Origin of the sequence: Sphingomonas sp. CROZ-RG-20F-R02-07, assembly GCF_022662335.1 — a bacterium.
Classification (GTDB): Bacteria; Pseudomonadota; Alphaproteobacteria; order Sphingomonadales; family Sphingomonadaceae; genus Sphingomonas.
In genome coordinates, this window is sequence record NZ_JAKNQJ010000003.1 from 240864 (window position 1) to 256097 (window position 15234).

Here is a 15234-nt window from a genome sequence, read left to right on the forward strand (position 1 = left end):
ATCGGCGCTTGCGGCGGGGCGGTGGCGGCTGGCATGCCGGCCAAATGCTTGAAGCGCCTTTCGTACTCCTCGACGATGCCTGGCATGGCGGCGCGCCGGCGCGGCTCTATCGGTCGCCGGTGCGAATCGTCACGGCGGACACACCCGAGGCGGTCGCGCCGGCGCTCGACGCGCTGCGCACGGGCCAAAGCGCCGGGCTGCACGCGGCGGGCTATCTCACCTACGAGGCAGGCGCGGCGTTCGTGGAGGGCGTAGCGCTGCCGCGGGGCGACGGGCCGCTGCTGTGGTTCGGCCTGTTCGACACGTACGAACCGGTGGCGGATGTGGCCGCGCTGCTGCCCGATCCGGCCGGCGCCTGGGCCGGCGCGCCCGCGCCCGACATCGACCGCGCCGCCTATGACGAGCGGATCGTGGAGATACTCGCGCTGATCGCGGCGGGCGACATCTACCAGGCGAACCTCACTTTTGCCGCCACCGTGCCGCATGCGGGCGATCCGCTCGCGCTCTATGCGCGGCTGCGGCGGCAGGCGAAGGCCGGGCATGCCGCGCTGGTCGACACGGGTGCGGTGCGGCTGTTGTCGCTGTCGCCCGAACTGTTCTTCGCGCTGGAGGGCGATGCGCTCACCTGCCGCCCGATGAAGGGCACGCTGCGCCGCGTGGCCGGCGACGACGGCGCCGCCGCGCTCGCCGCCGATCCCAAGCAGTGCGCCGAAAATCTGATGATCGTCGATTTGATGCGCAACGATCTGGCCCGCGTCGCGGTGCCGGGCAGCGTCGCGGTGCCCGAATTGTTTCGCATCGAGAGCTATCCGAGCATCCACCAGATGACCTCGACCGTCACCGCCACGCTCGCGCCCGGTCGCGACGCCTGCGATGCGGTCGCCGCGCTGTTCCCCTGCGGATCGATCACCGGCGCGCCCAAGCGCCGCGCGATGCAGGTGATCGCCACAGTCGAGCAGCGCGCGCGCGGCGCCTATTGCGGATCGATCGGGCGGATCGATGCCGACGGATCGGCGCGGTTCAACGTGGCGATCCGCACGCTGGAATGGCGCGGCGACACGGTCCGGCTGGGCGTCGGCGGGGGGATAGTCGCCGATTCGAACGCCGGGGCCGAATGGGACGAGGCGCTGGCCAAGGCGGCCTTCGTCACCGCGGGCGGGCGCGGGTTCGATTTGATCGAGACGATGGCGTTCGATCCGCTGGCGGGCATCGCCCTGCTCGAGCGCCATGTCGCACGGATGCGCGCCAGCGCCGAGGCGCTGGGCTTCGTCTTCGATCGCCACGCCGCGCGCAACGAGCTTCAGGCGGCGACCTTTCGCCTGCGCCGGTCCGCCCGCGTCCGCCTCCTGCTCGCCGCATCGGGCGCGATCGCCGTGGAGATCGCGCCACTTCCCGTCCCTCCCGATGCGCCGGTTGAGGTGGCCGTCGTGCCGCTGCCCGTCGCGGCCGCCGATATCCGCCTGCGGCACAAGACGAGCGACCGCGGCTTCTACGACGCGGCGCGGATCGCCGCCGGCACGTTCGAGGTGGTGTTCGAAACGGACGGTTTGTTGAGCGAAGGCAGCTTTACGTCGCTCTTCGTGCCGCGCGGCGACAGGCTCGTCACGCCCCCGCTCGCCCACGGGCTGTTGCCCGGCGTGCTGCGTGCCGAGCTGATCGCGGCCGGGCGCGCGGTGGAGGGCCAGGTGCGCGCGGCGGATCTGGCGGACGGCTTCTTCGTCGGCAATGCGGTGCGCGGGCTGATCCCCGCCGTGCTGGCGGTTGCGCACTAGGGCCACGCCGGGCATAGGCGACGCGCCTCCAAGGGAAAGGCCCTGCCCATGCACGCTTCCGCCGCGCTCGATCGCATCAGCCCGTCGCCCACGCTCGCGATCACCGCGCGCGTCTTCGAGCTGAAGCGCAAGGGCGTCGACGTGATCGGCCTGGGCGCGGGCGAGCCCGATTTCGATACGCCCGATTTCATCAAGGACGCAGCGATCAAGGCGATCCGCGACGGCAAGACGAAATACACCAATGTCGACGGCACGCCCGAGCTGAAATCGGCGATCGTCGAGAAGTTCGCACGCGACAACCAGCTGATCTACGGCATGAACCAGATCAGCGTGAACGTCGGCGGCAAGCACACGCTGTTCAACGCGATGGTTGCCACGATCGATGCCGGTGACGAGGTGGTGATCCCCGCGCCCTATTGGGTCAGCTATCCGGACGTGGTGCAGTTCGCCGGCGGCGTGCCGGTGATCGTGCCCTGCGGCCCCGAGGCGGCCTACAAGCTGACGCCCGAGGCGCTCGACGCGGCGATCACCCCCAGGACGAAATGGGTGATCCTCAATTCGCCCTCCAACCCGACCGGGGCGGCGTACACGGTCGACGAGCTGAAGGCACTGGGCGAGGTGTTCGCGCGCCACCCCCATGTCTGGGTGTTCGCCGACGACATGTACGAGCACATCACCTATGACGGCTTCCGCTTCGCGACGATCGCTGATGTCTGCCCGGATCTGTACGATCGCACGCTGACGGTGAACGGTTGTTCCAAGGCCTATGCGATGACCGGCTGGCGGATCGGCTTTGCCGGGGGCGCGCCCTGGCTGATCCAGGCGATGGCCAAGCTCCAGTCGCAATCCACATCCAACCCCTGCTCGATCGCGCAGGCCGCCGCCGTCGCCGCGCTCAACGGCGACCAGTCGTTCCTGAAGGAGCGCGCCGCTGCGTTCCAGGTGCGGCGCGATCTGGTCGTCGGCATGCTCAACGCGATCCCCGGCATGCACTGCCCGACGCCGGAAGGCGCGTTCTACGTGTATCCCTCCTTCCCCGAACTGATCGGCAAGACGACGCCGAACGGCCGCACGATCGATAGCGACGAGGCGTTCGTCGGCTATCTGCTCGACGATGCGAAGGTGGCGGCGGTGCAGGGCACGGCGTTCGGGCTCAGCCCCGCGATGCGGATCAGCTATGCCACGTCGGACGCGCTGCTGACCGAGGCATGCACCCGGATCCAGGATGCGTGCGCCGCTCTGCGGTGAACGCATCCGTCATGCTGCCGTCCACCGAGCGTTAATCCAGCGTTTCTAGAAACGCGATTGCAGGCGCGGTGCATCGATCCGATGGCTCGCCCGTAGCTTCGGCGTGCGCGGGACCATCCGCGTCCGCCACCCTCGTTAGGACACGGCATGCGCAGCATCGTGAAATCCAGTTTCCTGTGGCAGTTCGCCATCGGCTTCGCGCTCGGCGCGGTGGGGCTCGTCACGTTGGAGCCGACCGATGCGCGCCACGCGCTGGCGGGCCACTTCATTCCCACGTTCCACGGCCAGCGCTGACCGCTTGGTTCGGCGGAAAAGCGCATTATATCATGAACATGACCCGCATCGCCATCGCAGCCCTTGCCACCGTCGCCTTCGGCGCGCTCGCCCTTCAGACCGGCGCGGCGCGCGCTGAAAGCGCGGTGCCGATCCCAGTCGCCAAAGCCGACGTGCCGGCCGCTGCGGGACTGCAGACCGCGGTGCTGGCCGGCGGCTGTTTCTGGGGCATGGAGGCGGTGTTCGAGCGGGTGAAGGGCGTGCACGCGGTCACCGCGGGCTATGCCGGTGGGAGCGCGGGCACCGCGACCTACGACATGGTCTCCAGCGAAACGACGCGCCATGCCGAGGCGATCCGCATCACCTATGATCCGCGTCAGGTGAGCTATGCCACGCTGCTCCGCGTCTATTTCTCGATCGCGCACGATCCGACCGAGCTGAACCGGCAGGGCCCCGACAGCGGCACCAGCTATCGCTCGGCGATCTTTCCGCAGACGCCCGATCAGGCGCGAGTGGCCCGTGCTTATATCGCGCAGATCGGCGCGGCGCATGCCTATCCCAAGCCGATCGTCACCCGGATCGAGACCGGCGGCTTCTATCCCGCCGAGGCATATCACCAGAATTTCTATGACCGCAACCCGACCTATCCCTATATCGTGATGTGGGACAAGCCGATGGTCGCGGCGTTCAAGGCCGCCTACCCCGCACTCGCCAAATAGGCGGTCGTCGCGCCGGCCGCGATCAGGCCGCGAGCGGAAAGCGCAGCATCCGCGTCTCGACCGGTATCAGCGCCTGCGCCTTCGGCCCCACCGCGCGCACGATCGCGGGATGATCCGCGTCGAGCCCGCCGGTCAGCGCGCCGAACGCCGGTAGGATCAGCTTGGTGTCGGTGGCCACATAGCAGCGCCGCGCCACCGGCTTGCCGCGCACGCGCAGCCGCAGCTTGGGGTGGAAATGCCCCGACATCTCGGGCCGCGGCTCGGCGGGATCCGCCTCGTGGCGCAGCACGATCCCGTCGACGACCGCTTCGTCCACCACCGCTCCGCCGCAGCGATCGACGATCGCCGGATCGTGATTGCCGGTGATCCACGTCCAGCGCATGGCCTGCGTCAGCGTGCGCAGCATCGCCCGCGCGCGTTCGGGCAGGCGCGTGCAACCGTCGACGTCGTGGAAACTGTCGCCCAAGCACCAGATCTCGCGCGCGCCGCTCGCCGCCGCCAGCGCCGACAGATCCGCGAGCGTGGCGATCGAATCATAGGGCGGCAGCATCTGCCCGCCGCGCGCGAACCAGCTCGCCTTCTCGAAATGCAGGTCCGCCACCAGCAGCGCGGCACGCGCGGGCCAGAACAGCGCGCCCTGCCCCAGCGCGAGGAAATCATGTCCGCCGAACGAAAAGGGAACCATTGCGCCGCCATGACGCCGTAACCGGCCCGAGGCAAGCCCGCCGACGAGCAGCGATTCCCGTTGCATGCCGTAACAATCGGCGTACAGCGCGCCGTCCGCTCTCGGGGTCCTGCCCGCCATGTCTGCCGTCTCGATCGATCAAGCGCCCGCCGAACATGTCGGCGATCTGTCGGACGACCGGCATCCGGGCATGCGCGCGCTCACGATCGGGGCGATCGGCGTGGTGTTCGGCGATATCGGCACCAGCCCGCTCTATGCGTTTCGCGACGCGCTGACGCCGGCGGCGGGCGACGGCATCGATCCGTCCGAGATCCTGGGCGTGCTGAGCCTCGCGCTCTGGGCGCTCTTCCTCGTCGTCACCGTCAAATATGTGCTGTTCCTGATGCGCGCCGACAACCAGGGCGAGGGCGGCGTGCTGGCGCTCACCGCGCTGGCCAGGCGGGCGCTCGGCTGGCGGTCGCGCACGGCGCTGCTGCTGGGCGCCGCGGGCGCGGCGCTGTTTTACGGCGATGCGATCATCACCCCCGCGCTCTCAGTGCTATCGGCGGTCGAGGGGATGCAGACGATCCCGTCCACCGCGGCGTTCTTCGACCAGAATACGGTGCTTGCGGTGACGATCGTCATCCTCGTCGCGCTGTTCATGATCCAGGCGCGCGGCACCGCGGACATCGCCAAGCTGTTCGGCCCGATCTGCATCCTGTGGTTCCTCACGATCGGCGGCCTCGGCCTGTGGCACATCGCCGACGAGCTTTCGATCTTCCGCGTGCTCAGCCCCACCTATGGCATCAGCCTGCTGATGACGCACGGCGTCACCGGGCTGTTCGTGCTGGGCGCGGTGTTCCTCACGGTGACGGGCGCCGAGGCGCTCACCGCCGATATGGGGCATTTCGGGATCAAGCCGATCCGCATCGGCTGGTTCTTCCTCGTCGCGCCGGCGCTGGTGCTCAACTATCTCGGCCAGGGCGCCTTCGCTCTGTCGGCGCTGGAAAAGGCCCATGCGGCGCATGTGCCGTTCGTCAACCAGAGCTGGTTCTTCCTGATGGCGCCCGAGCCGGTGCGCGCCGGGCTGATCGTCTTGGCGGGCTTCGCCACGATCATCGCCAGCCAGGCGGTCATCACCGGTGCCTATTCGCTGACGCAGCAGGCGATCCAGCTCGGCCTTCTGCCCCGTCTGCGCATCCGCAACACCTCGGCGACGAGCTCGGGGCAGATCTATCTGCCCGCGATCAACTGGCTGCTGATGATCGGCGTGCTGGTGCTGGTCGTTCAGTTCCGGACCTCGTCGGCGATGGCGGCGGCGTACGGTATCGCGGTGACGGGCACGATGGTCATCACCACCTGCCTCGCCTATGTCGTCGTGCGGCATCGCTGGAGCTGGTCGCGACCGCTCGCCATCGCGGTGATCCTGCCGTTCCTGCTGCTCGACCTCGTCTTCTTCGGCGCCAACATCCTGCGCGTGGTGGAGGGCGGCTGGGTGCCGCTGGTGGTGGCCGCCGCGATCGGTCTGGTGATCTACACCTGGGTGCGCGGGCGCGGGATCGTCGGCGCGTTCGAACGCGGGCAGAGCATCCCGCTCGTCGACCTTGCCGCCGCGCTCGCCAAGCGCCCGCCGGAGCGCGTCGAGGGAACCGCGGTGTTCCTGACCGGCAACCCCACCGCGGCACCGGGCGCGCTGCTCCACAATCTGAAGCACAACAAGGTGCTTCACGCGCGCAACCTGATCGTCAGCGTGCGCACCACCGATCGCCCGATCGTGCCGCCCGAGGATCGCGGCCGGGCGGAGCGGATCGACGACAATTTCTCGGTGATCGTGCTCACCTACGGCTTCATGGAATCGCCCGACGTGCCGCGCGACCTGGGCCTCGGCGCAAAAGCGGTGCGCAAGGAGCTCGATCCGATGAAGACCTCCTATTTCATCGGCCGCAGCACGATCAAACCCGATGCGGAAAAGGGCATGCCGCCCTGGCAGGACCGGCTGTTCATGTTCCTCCAGCGTAACGCCAGCGACCCGACCGAATTCCTCCACATCCCCCCCGGCAAGGTGCTGGAACTCGGCGAGCAGGTCACCGTTTAGGAAACGCTCCTCCCGATCGGGAGGAGCGCGCTGCGTCAGCCCGCATAGGCCTTGACCAAATCGTAGAGATAGTCGCGTCCGTCATAGAGCGAGGCGATGCGGATCCGCTCGTTCAGGCCGTGGATGCCGCCCATGTCCTTGTCGATGAACACGCCCGGCGCGCCATAGACCGGGATGCCGATCGTCTCGAGAAAGATGCCGTCGGTCGCGCCGGTGGACATCAGCGGCAGCAGCGGCACGCCGGGGAAATGCTTCGCCGCCACCGCCCGCGCAGGCTCCACGATCTTGGGATCGAGCGTCGGCGGGATCGCGGTGGGACGGATCGGCTGGTTGGCGGTGACGGTCACCTTGGTTCCCGCCAGTCGCTTCAGTTCGCTAAGCGTGCCTTCCACCGTCTCGCCTGGGAAAATCCGGCAGTTGATGTTGGCGGTCGCGCGCTGCGGCAACGCGTTTTCGGCATGGCCCGCGCTCAGCAGCGTCGCGACGCAGGTGGTCCGCAGCGTCGAGTGCAGCGCCTTGTCCTGACTGACGATCGCGTCGGCCGCCTTGTCGTTCGGATTGGCGAGCAGCGCGCGGATCGCGTCGGCCAGCGGCTTGGGAGATCCCGCCGCGGTGGCGGTGAAGAAGGCGCGCGTCGTGTCGGTGAACTTCACCGGAAATTCGTGGCCGCGCACCGCCTCGAGCGCGTCCGCCAGTTCGTAGATCGCATTGGCCGGTGTCGGCGCCGAGCTGTGGCCGCCGGGGTTGGTGGCGAGGAACGTGTAGTTCTGCGCCGCCTTCTCGCCCACCTGGAGCGCCAGCAACTGGCGCTTGCCGCTGTCGTCGGTGCGCCCGCCACCGCCCTCGTTCAACGCGAATTCGGCGGCGATCAGTTGGGGCCGGTTCTTCGCCAGCCATTCCGCGCCGTCGAACGCATAGGTGGTCTCCTCGCCGCAGGTGAGCGCCAGCTTGATCGTGCGCCGTGGCACATAGCCCGCCTGTTTGAAGCGGATCAGCATGTCGGCCCAGATCGCGGCCTGCGCCTTGTCGTCCACGGTGCCGCGGCCGTAATAATAGCCGCCTTCCTCGACCAGCTTGAACGGATCGCGCACCCAATCCTCGCGCTTGGCCTCCACCACGTCGAGATGGCCGAGCAGCAGCATCGGCTTCACGCCGGCGTCGCTGCCCTTCAGCACTGCGACCAGGCCGCCCTCCTTGGGATGATCGGGCACCGAGAAGGGCGTGATGTCGCCATCCTTGAAGCCCGCTGCCTTCAGCCGCCCGGCGATCTGCGCCGCAGCCTGGGTGCAGCTTCCCGACGACAGCGTCGTGTTGGTTTCGACCAGCTCCTTGTAGAGCCCGAAGAACGCCTTCTGATCGGGCCGCGCCTGCGCCATCGCCACCCCGGGTAGCGCGATCGCCGCCACCGCTGCCAACATCCGTCCGATCATCGTGATTCCCCTTTGTTTCGGGGAATAGAGCGCCAAACCGGTGGGTTGGCAACGCCGCTCAGCGCAGGCCCGGCGGCAGCGGCGCGATCCGCCCGCGCGGCAGCAGGAAACGGATCTCGCGATTGGCGAAATCGATCTGCACGGTGCGGAACAGGCGCAGCACGTCCATCCCCAGCAGCAGCGCGGGCCGCGCATCGATCCCGAACCGGCGAAATGGCGGTGCATCGGCAACGGCCACGCGCACGTCGCGAAGCGGCACGCCGCCGATCTCCAGCGCGTCGAGCGCGAAGGCGTCCGTGACGAGCATGCCGCCCGTCACCGAGGTGAGCTGAAGCGGCCCCAAGGGGCGGGCGCCATGCGCCAGCGCGCGCAGCAGGGCCGGGTTGCCGATCGTGACGGGCGAACCGGTATCGACCACCACGGCGATCCGCGTGCCGCGGCAACGGGCGTCGGTGACGATCAGCTGGCCGAAGCGCGACCGGGCGACGACGACGATCTCGTCCGCCGCCGCCGCCACATGGCCGCCGCGCCGGTGCGCCATACGCAGCGTCATGCGCTGATGGTCGAAGTCGATCGAAACGCTGCGATCCTGCAAGGCGTCGATCCCGAGCAGGCCCAGCGCGCCGAGATCGCGCATCGCCAGCGTCGGTGCCTGGATCGCGGCGTGCGCGATCGTGCCCGTCGACAGGGCCGGCAGGATCACGGTCGGCACGGCGACGGTGCCCGTCATCGCCGTCACCCGCACGTCGGACGATGCCGGCAGCCCCAGCACGCCCGCCAGCTCGCGCGCGATGACGGTGCGTTCGGCGCCGGTATCGACGACAAAATTCCATGGACCGCTTCCGGCGATCGTCACCGGCACCGTCATCCGCGTTTTCGCAGTGCCGAACGCGAGCAGCGATTCGTCGGCGAGCGGCAGCGGCGCCGGGCTCGGATCGGCAACCCTGAGCTGCGCGCCGGCCGGCGCGGCCAGCAGCGCGACGAGCGACGCGAGAGCCCCCTTCATGCCCGCAAGACTGCGCCCGGCGACGCACCTTGGCAAGGACCGGCCTCAATCGAGCCGCATCGCCTCGGCCGCCAGCGCTTCCGCCTCGATCAGCAGCGCGTCGTCGGCGGTGCCCGTCGCCACCTTCTCGCGCCCGATCAGCGTCAGCACCGGGACGGCGAGCGGGGTCACGCGCGGCAGGTCGATATGCAGCATCGTCTCGGCGGCGCGGTCGAGCAGGCCGGCGAGCCGCCCCACATCCGTCATCCGCGCGCGCGCATCCGCCCAGGCGGCCTCCAGCAGCAGATGCCCCGGTTCGTAGCGGCGCAGCACGTCGTAGATCAGGTCGGTCGAGAAGGTCACCTGCCGCCCGGTCTTGCGCTTGCCGGGGTGCTGGCGCTCGACCAGGCCGCCGATCACCGCCACCTCGCGAAAGGCCCGCTTCAGCAGGGCGGATTGCTGCACCCAGTCGACGAATTCATGTTCGAGGATGTCGGCGGAAAAGAGCGCCGCCGGATCGGTGACCTTCTCGATCGAATAGGTGGCCAAGGCATAGTCGTTCGAGACGAACCCCAAAGGCTTCAGCCCCAGCGTCTCCATCCGCCGGGTGACGAGCATGCCGAGCGACTGGTGCGCGTTCCACCCCTCGAAGCTGTACGCCACCATGTAATGGCGCCCCTCGCGCGGGAAGGTCTCGACCAGCAGCTGCCCCGGCTGCGGCAGCACCGACCGCGCGCGCTGGAATTCGAGCCATTCGCGAACGTCGTCGGGAAAGCGCGCCCATTGCGAACCATCCGCCAGGAACCCACGGACGCGGTCCGCCAGATTGGTGGAAAGCGGCATGCGCGATCCGCCATAGGTGGGGATGCGCGCGGGCTTCGCGGTCGCGCGCACCACCAGATCCTCGGTATCCATCTTCTCGACCTCGAGGCTGAGGCCGGCGAAGAAGAAGGTGTCGCCCGGCGCCAGGGTGGCGGCGAAGCCCTCCTCCACCTTGCCGAGCGCGCGGCCGTTGCGGAAGCGCACCGTCAGCATCGTGGCCTCGACGATGATCCCGGCGTTGAGGCGGTGCTGCGTGGTGAAGCGCGGATGGCTGATCCGCCACGTCCCGTCCGCCTCCTGCGTCAGCCGCTTGAACCGGTCATAGGCCTTCAGGCTATAGCCGCCATCCGCGATGAAGCCGAGCACGCGGGCGAAGGTTTCGGCGGTCAGCGCCGAATAGGGCAGCGCCGAGCGCACCTCGCCCAGCAGATCCGCCTCGCGGAACGGCGCGGCACAGGCGCAGGCCATCACATGCTGCGCCAGCACGTCGAGCGCGCCGGGGCGGAACAGGTCGGGATCCAGCTCGCCCGCCTCCACCGCATCCAGCGCGGCGCGCGCTTCCAGATATTCGAAGCGGTTGCCGGGCACGAGGATCGCCTCCGACGCCTCGTCGAGCCGGTGGTTGGCGCGGCCGATTCGCTGGAGCAGGCGCGACGAACCCTTGGGCGCGCCCATCTGGATCACGCAATCGACATCGCCCCAGTCGACGCCCAGATCCAGGCTGGCGGTGGCGACGAGCGCACGCAGCCGCCCGTCCGCCATCGCGCCCTCCACCTTGCGCCGCGCCTCCAGCGCCAGGCTGCCATGGTGGACGCCGATCGGCAGGTTCATCGCGTTGACCTTCCACAGATCCTGGAAGATCAGCTCGGCCAAGCTACGCGTGTTGCAGAAGACGATCGTGGTGCGGTGGGTCTCGATCTCGGCCATCACCTGTTCGGCGGCATAGCGGCCCGAATGGCCCGACCAGGGCACGCGCCCTTCGGGCAGCAGGATCGCGATGTCGGGATCCGCGCCCGGCTCGCCGCGCACCAGCGCGACGGCGTCGATATCGCCGTCGGGCGCCAGCCAGGCGCGATAGCCATCGGCATCCGCGACCGTGGCCGACAGCGCCACGCGCCGCATGGCGGGGGCGATCCGCTGCAGGCGCGCCATGCACAGCGAGAGCAGGTCGCCGCGCTTGCCGGTGGCAAAGGCATGGACCTCGTCGACGACGATGGTGCGCAGCCCCTCGAACATCGTCATGCTGTCCGGATAGCTGAGCAGCAGCGACAGCGATTCGGGCGTGGTCAGCAGGATCTGCGGCGGCCGGACGCGCTGGCGCGCCTTGCGATCGGACGGGGTGTCGCCGGTGCGCGTCTCGACGCGGATGTCGAGCCCCATCTCCTCGATCGGCCCCAGCAGGTTGCGCTGGATATCCACCGCCAGCGCCTTCAGCGGCGAGACGTAGAGCGTGTGGAGCCCCTGGCTGGGTGCCTCGATCAATTCGACCAGGGTCGCCAGGAAGCCGGCGAGCGTCTTGCCCGCGCCCGTCGTCGCGACCAGCAGCGCGTGGTGGCCCGCGCGGCCTTCCACCAGCATGTCGCGCTGGTGGCGGCGCGGCTGCCAGCCGCGGCCCGCGAACCACGTCTCCAGGATCGGGGGCAGATCGGTCATGACGGGTTCACGCATCGGGATCGCATATGGGATGGATACGCACGCTCCGCCATGGAGCGAGGAGAGAGTGATGCCGATCCGCTTTGCCCCGTTGCTGCCCCTGCTCGCGATCGCCGCCGCGCCGGCACCCCGCACGTTCGTCGGCGCCGGCGGCCTCGTCCACCTGACCTATCCCGCGACGTTGCGGCCGACGACCGACTTTTCGGGCAAGTCGCTGATGACGGCGGGCTGGCGCCTGTCCTGGGACGGCGCCCCCGTCGGGCCCGGCACCGGGATCGTCCGCTTCGCCCAGGATGCGCGGCCCGCGCGCGGAGAAGGCATGGTCACCGAGCTGGTGCAGCTGGGCATGAGCCGCCATCCCGGCGTCGTCGCACACTGCGGCACCACAGGCGCGCTCGGCCCCAGCGGCAAGCGGCTGCCCAACCGGATGCTCGGCGGCCATCGCTGGACCGCGTACCGCAACGGCGATGCGGGGATGAGCCAGCAGATCACCGCCACCGATATGCGCACGGTGGTGGACGGCGCCTGCTACGCGATCGACCGCGTGACCTATGCCGTCACCGCCGCGGAGCCGCTGCCGCGGAGCGCGCCCGGCCAGGCCGCCACGGCGGCGCGGATGGATGCGATCCTCGCCAGCATCCGGGTCGGGCGGTAGCCTTTCGCGTCCTCGTGCGTAATCCCCTCATGGCGAAACTCGGCGACTGGCTCGAACCCCATCCGCACGGCATCTATGTGAAGCCGGCCGATGCGTGGATCGATCCCTCCATCCCCTCGGCACGCGCGCTGGTCACGCACGGCCATGCGGATCACGCGCGCGGCGGGCACGAGGCGGTCTGGGCGACGCCCGAGACGCTCGCGATCATGGAGGCGCGCTACGGGCCGCAGGCGGGGCACCCGGTCGCCTATGGCGAGACGATGCGGATGGGGGACGTCGAGGTGGGCTTCGTGCCCGCCGGCCATGTGCTGGGCTCCGCGCAGATCGTGCTCGACCACCGCGGCGAACGCGTCGTGGTGTCGGGCGATTACAAGCGCCGGGCGGACCCGACCTGCACGCCGTTCCAGCCGGTCGCCTGCGACGTGTTCGTCACCGAGGCGACGTTCGGGCTGCCGGTGTTCCGCCATCCCGACACGGGCGACGAGATCGACAAGCTGATCGCCGCGCTCCACGCCAATCCCGATCGCTGCGTGCTGGTCGGCGCCTATGCGCTGGGCAAGGCGCAGCGGGTGATCGCCGAACTGCGCGAACGGGGCCACGAAGCGCCGATCTTCCTCCACGGCGCACTGCAACGGCTTTGCGATCTCTATGCCGATCACGGCGTGCGGCTGGGCGCGCTGCGCCCCGTGGCGGACGCCGCCAAGGCGGAGATGGCGGGGCATGTCGTGATGTGCCCGCCCGGCGCGCTCAACGATCGCTGGTCGCGGCGGCTGCCCGATCCGATCACCGCGATGGCCAGCGGCTGGATGCGGGTGCGCCAGCGCGCCCGGCAGAAGCTGGTCGAGCTGCCGCTGATCCTGTCCGACCATGCCGACTGGGACGAACTGACCACGACGCTCACCGAGATCGCGCCCCGGGAAGTCTGGGTGACGCATGGCCGCGAGGATGCGCTGATCCACTGGTGCATGACTCGCCAGATCAAGGCGCGCGCGCTCGCGCTGGTGGGATTCGAGGACGAAGACGACTGACGACATTTTGTTGCGAAGTGGAGGAAGTGGAGGCGTGTGGCGTGTTTCCACTTCGCGTGCACGTCTCCGACGGACGGCCGCTTGCGCGGCGCGAACGGATCGAGACGATTGACGGGTCAAAGAGCGTCGCGACCCTTTCACGAACCCCGGCTGTAGGACAGGCCTTGCGTGGCCGCCGGCTTGTCGCAATGATGCGGGCATCGCCAATTCCCGAGGAATTTCCGTGCCCTCCATGCCCAAGCTCGCCGCGCTGCTGCTCCTTGCCCTTTCCTCCACGTCACCCGCGCAGGATGCGCCCAAGCGCGAGAAGCCGGCCGAGAGCAACGCCGAGCGGATGAAGGCCGAGGCCGAGGCGGGCACCGCGAACCCGCCCGTCGCCGAACAGGCCTTCACCCACCGCGACAGCGTGACCGTGGGCGGGCGGACCCTGCCCTACACCGCGACCGCCGGCACGCTCACGCTGCGCGATGCGGAGGGCAAGCCCAATGCGAGCATGTTCTACACCGCCTATACGCTCGACGGCACCAAGCCCGGCACGAAGCGGCCGATCACCTTCTTCTACAATGGCGGCCCCGGCAGCCCCAGCTTCTGGCTGCACATGGGATCGTTCGCGCCCGTCCGGCTGCGCACCGCCAACCCCGAATATATCAAGCCCGCGCCCTATGACTTCGGGCCCAATCCCGACACGCTGCTCGACAAGACCGACATGGTGTTCCTCGACGCGATCGGCACCGGCTATTCGCGGCCGCTCGGCGATACCAAGCCGTCGGCCTTCTACGGCACCGACGAGGATGCCGATGCCTTCGCGCGCGGAATCCTGCGCTACGCCACGCGCTATGGCCGGTGGAACAGCCCCAAATTCCTGTTCGGCGAAAGCTATGGCACCACGCGATCGGGCGCGCTCGCCTATCAGCTGCAGGATCGCGGTATGGCGCTGAACGGCGTCGTGCTGCTCTCGTCGATCATGAACTATGGCTATCGCCAGCCCGGCCTCGACGAGGTGTATCTGAACTATCTGCCGAGCTATGCGGCGACCGCCTGGTATCACAACCGCATACCCAACCGGCCGGCCGACGTGGCGACGATCGTGGCGCAGGCGCGCGCGTTTGCCACCGGCCCCTATGCCGCCGCGCTCGCCAAGGGGCAGACCATCCCGGACGCCGAACGCGATACGGTGGCGCAGCAGATGAGCCAGCTGATCGGCATCTCGCCCGACTTCATCAAGCGATCCAACCTGCGCATCGATCTCGCGCGCTTCCAGAAGGAGCTGCTGCGCGACCGGCGGCTGACGATCGGCCGGTTCGATTCGCGCTACACCGGCGTCGACGTCGATGCCGCGGGCGAGCGGCCCGAGACGGACGCGTCCGACACCGCGATCTCGGGCGCGTTCATCGCCACGTTCAACGATTATGTGACCCATACGCTCGGCTACAAGACCGAGATGCCCTATCGCCTCAGCGCGCGCGATGCGCCGGGCTGGACGTGGAACTGGAAGCACGAGGCGCCGGGCCGCGGCGGCCAGCAGAACAACCCGAACACCGCGGTCGATCTGGCGGCGGCGATGCGCGAGAACCCCTATCTCAACGTCCTGTCGCTGAACGGCTGGTTCGACATGGCGACGCCGTTCTTCGGTACCGAGAACGATCTCGGCCATATGATGCTGGAGCCGGCGCAGCAGCGGAACCTCCAGTTCCGCTATTATCCGTCGGGCCATATGGCGTATCTCAACCCCGAGGCGCTGCGCGCGATGAAGGCGGATCTGTCGCGCTGGTACGATCAGGCGGTGGGCGAGGCGAAGAGCCCGACGCCACCGCACGGCGCGAGCCTGTCGGCCGCGCCGCCATCGGGGCAGACGCCGAACTGAGGGCGGGCGTCTCCCTTCGGGGGTAG

12 protein-coding genes are annotated in these 15234 nt (G+C 69.0%); 8 read left to right on the top strand and 4 right to left on the bottom strand.

The window, feature by feature from the left end:
• Nucleotides 1–44 precede the first annotated feature (44 nt).
• From pabB to msrA, 4 genes are all read left to right on the top strand, one after another.
• Complete coding sequence (pabB, locus tag L8H00_RS06870; protein ID WP_242096502.1) at nucleotides 45–1772, top strand: aminodeoxychorismate synthase component I; 1728 nt, start codon at nucleotides 45–47, stop codon at nucleotides 1770–1772.
• Nucleotides 1773–1820: 48 nt separating this feature from the next.
• A complete protein-coding gene (locus L8H00_RS06875; protein WP_242096503.1) occupies nucleotides 1821–3020 on the top strand; it encodes a pyridoxal phosphate-dependent aminotransferase in 1200 nt (399 codons plus the stop codon).
• A 147-nt stretch (nucleotides 3021–3167) separates the two neighbouring features.
• The gene (locus L8H00_RS06880; protein ID WP_242096504.1) at nucleotides 3168–3314 is read left to right on the top strand and encodes a hypothetical protein; all 147 of its coding nucleotides are present in this window, start codon (nucleotides 3168–3170) and stop codon (nucleotides 3312–3314) included.
• 38 nt (nucleotides 3315–3352) lie between these two features.
• The gene (msrA, locus tag L8H00_RS06885; protein WP_242096699.1) at nucleotides 3353–4012 is read left to right on the top strand and encodes a peptide-methionine (S)-S-oxide reductase MsrA; all 660 of its coding nucleotides are present in this window, start codon (nucleotides 3353–3355) and stop codon (nucleotides 4010–4012) included.
• A 22-nt stretch (nucleotides 4013–4034) separates the two neighbouring features.
• On the opposite strand, the gene pdeM is transcribed toward msrA, so the two are convergent.
• Nucleotides 4035–4697: a ligase-associated DNA damage response endonuclease PdeM gene (gene pdeM / locus L8H00_RS06890; protein WP_242096700.1), complete on the bottom strand. Its 663-nt coding sequence runs from the start codon at nucleotides 4695–4697 to the stop codon at nucleotides 4035–4037.
• Between the two features lie 190 nt (nucleotides 4698–4887).
• Between pdeM and L8H00_RS06895 the strand changes: the two genes are divergently transcribed.
• Entirely contained in the window at nucleotides 4888–6771 is a 1884-nt protein-coding gene (locus L8H00_RS06895; protein ID WP_242096701.1) for a potassium transporter Kup, read from the top strand.
• A gap of 35 nt (nucleotides 6772–6806) precedes the next feature.
• On the opposite strand, the gene L8H00_RS06900 is transcribed toward L8H00_RS06895, so the two are convergent.
• Genes L8H00_RS06900 through L8H00_RS06910 form a run of 3 tightly spaced genes read right to left on the bottom strand, consistent with a single transcriptional unit; the run spans nucleotide 6807 to nucleotide 11676 of the window.
• Nucleotides 6807–8201: a M20/M25/M40 family metallo-hydrolase gene (locus L8H00_RS06900; protein ID WP_242096505.1), complete on the bottom strand. Its 1395-nt coding sequence runs from the start codon at nucleotides 8199–8201 to the stop codon at nucleotides 6807–6809.
• Nucleotides 8202–8259: 58 nt separating this feature from the next.
• On the bottom strand, nucleotides 8260–9207 hold the full coding sequence (locus L8H00_RS06905; RefSeq protein WP_242096506.1) for an aspartyl protease family protein: 948 nt from the start codon (nucleotides 9205–9207) through the stop codon (nucleotides 8260–8262).
• A gap of 45 nt (nucleotides 9208–9252) precedes the next feature.
• Nucleotides 9253–11676, bottom strand: a complete 2424-nt coding sequence (locus tag L8H00_RS06910; RefSeq protein ID WP_242096507.1) for a ligase-associated DNA damage response DEXH box helicase — start codon at nucleotides 11674–11676, stop codon at nucleotides 9253–9255.
• Between the two features lie 55 nt (nucleotides 11677–11731).
• Here L8H00_RS06910 and L8H00_RS06915 point away from each other — a divergent pair, with 55 nt between their 5' ends.
• The 3 genes from L8H00_RS06915 (at nucleotide 11732) to L8H00_RS06925 (ending at nucleotide 15208) form a co-directional block, all read left to right on the top strand.
• Nucleotides 11732–12316 (top strand): hypothetical protein, encoded by a 585-nt coding sequence (locus L8H00_RS06915; protein WP_242096508.1) that lies wholly within the window; start codon nucleotides 11732–11734, stop codon nucleotides 12314–12316.
• Between the two features lie 29 nt (nucleotides 12317–12345).
• Nucleotides 12346–13344, top strand: a complete 999-nt coding sequence (locus L8H00_RS06920) for a ligase-associated DNA damage response exonuclease (RefSeq protein ID WP_242096702.1) — start codon at nucleotides 12346–12348, stop codon at nucleotides 13342–13344.
• A 232-nt stretch (nucleotides 13345–13576) separates the two neighbouring features.
• Nucleotides 13577–15208: a peptidase S10 gene (locus tag L8H00_RS06925; RefSeq protein ID WP_242096703.1), complete on the top strand. Its 1632-nt coding sequence runs from the start codon at nucleotides 13577–13579 to the stop codon at nucleotides 15206–15208.
• Nucleotides 15209–15234 lie beyond the last annotated feature (26 nt).

What these genes read in the sequence shown, in the direction of transcription:
- pabB (WP_242096502.1), top strand. Translation starts at nt 45, where the DNA reads ATGCTTGAAGCGCCTTTCGTACTCCTCGACGATGCCTGGCATGGCGGC.
- L8H00_RS06915 (WP_242096508.1), top strand. Translation starts at nt 11,732, where the DNA reads ATGCCGATCCGCTTTGCCCCGTTGCTGCCCCTGCTCGCGATCGCCGCC.
- L8H00_RS06900 (WP_242096505.1), bottom strand. Translation starts at nt 8,201, where the DNA reads ATGATCGGACGGATGTTGGCAGCGGTGGCGGCGATCGCGCTACCCGGG.
- L8H00_RS06875 (WP_242096503.1), top strand. Translation starts at nt 1,821, where the DNA reads ATGCACGCTTCCGCCGCGCTCGATCGCATCAGCCCGTCGCCCACGCTC.
- pdeM (WP_242096700.1), bottom strand. Translation starts at nt 4,697, where the DNA reads ATGGTTCCCTTTTCGTTCGGCGGACATGATTTCCTCGCGCTGGGGCAG.
- L8H00_RS06920 (WP_242096702.1), top strand. Translation starts at nt 12,346, where the DNA reads ATGGCGAAACTCGGCGACTGGCTCGAACCCCATCCGCACGGCATCTAT.
- L8H00_RS06910 (WP_242096507.1), bottom strand. Translation starts at nt 11,676, where the DNA reads ATGCGTGAACCCGTCATGACCGATCTGCCCCCGATCCTGGAGACGTGG.
- msrA (WP_242096699.1), top strand. Translation starts at nt 3,353, where the DNA reads ATGACCCGCATCGCCATCGCAGCCCTTGCCACCGTCGCCTTCGGCGCG.
- L8H00_RS06895 (WP_242096701.1), top strand. Translation starts at nt 4,888, where the DNA reads ATGCGCGCGCTCACGATCGGGGCGATCGGCGTGGTGTTCGGCGATATC.
- L8H00_RS06905 (WP_242096506.1), bottom strand. Translation starts at nt 9,207, where the DNA reads ATGAAGGGGGCTCTCGCGTCGCTCGTCGCGCTGCTGGCCGCGCCGGCC.
- L8H00_RS06925 (WP_242096703.1), top strand. Translation starts at nt 13,577, where the DNA reads ATGCCCAAGCTCGCCGCGCTGCTGCTCCTTGCCCTTTCCTCCACGTCA.
- L8H00_RS06880 (WP_242096504.1), top strand. Translation starts at nt 3,168, where the DNA reads ATGCGCAGCATCGTGAAATCCAGTTTCCTGTGGCAGTTCGCCATCGGC.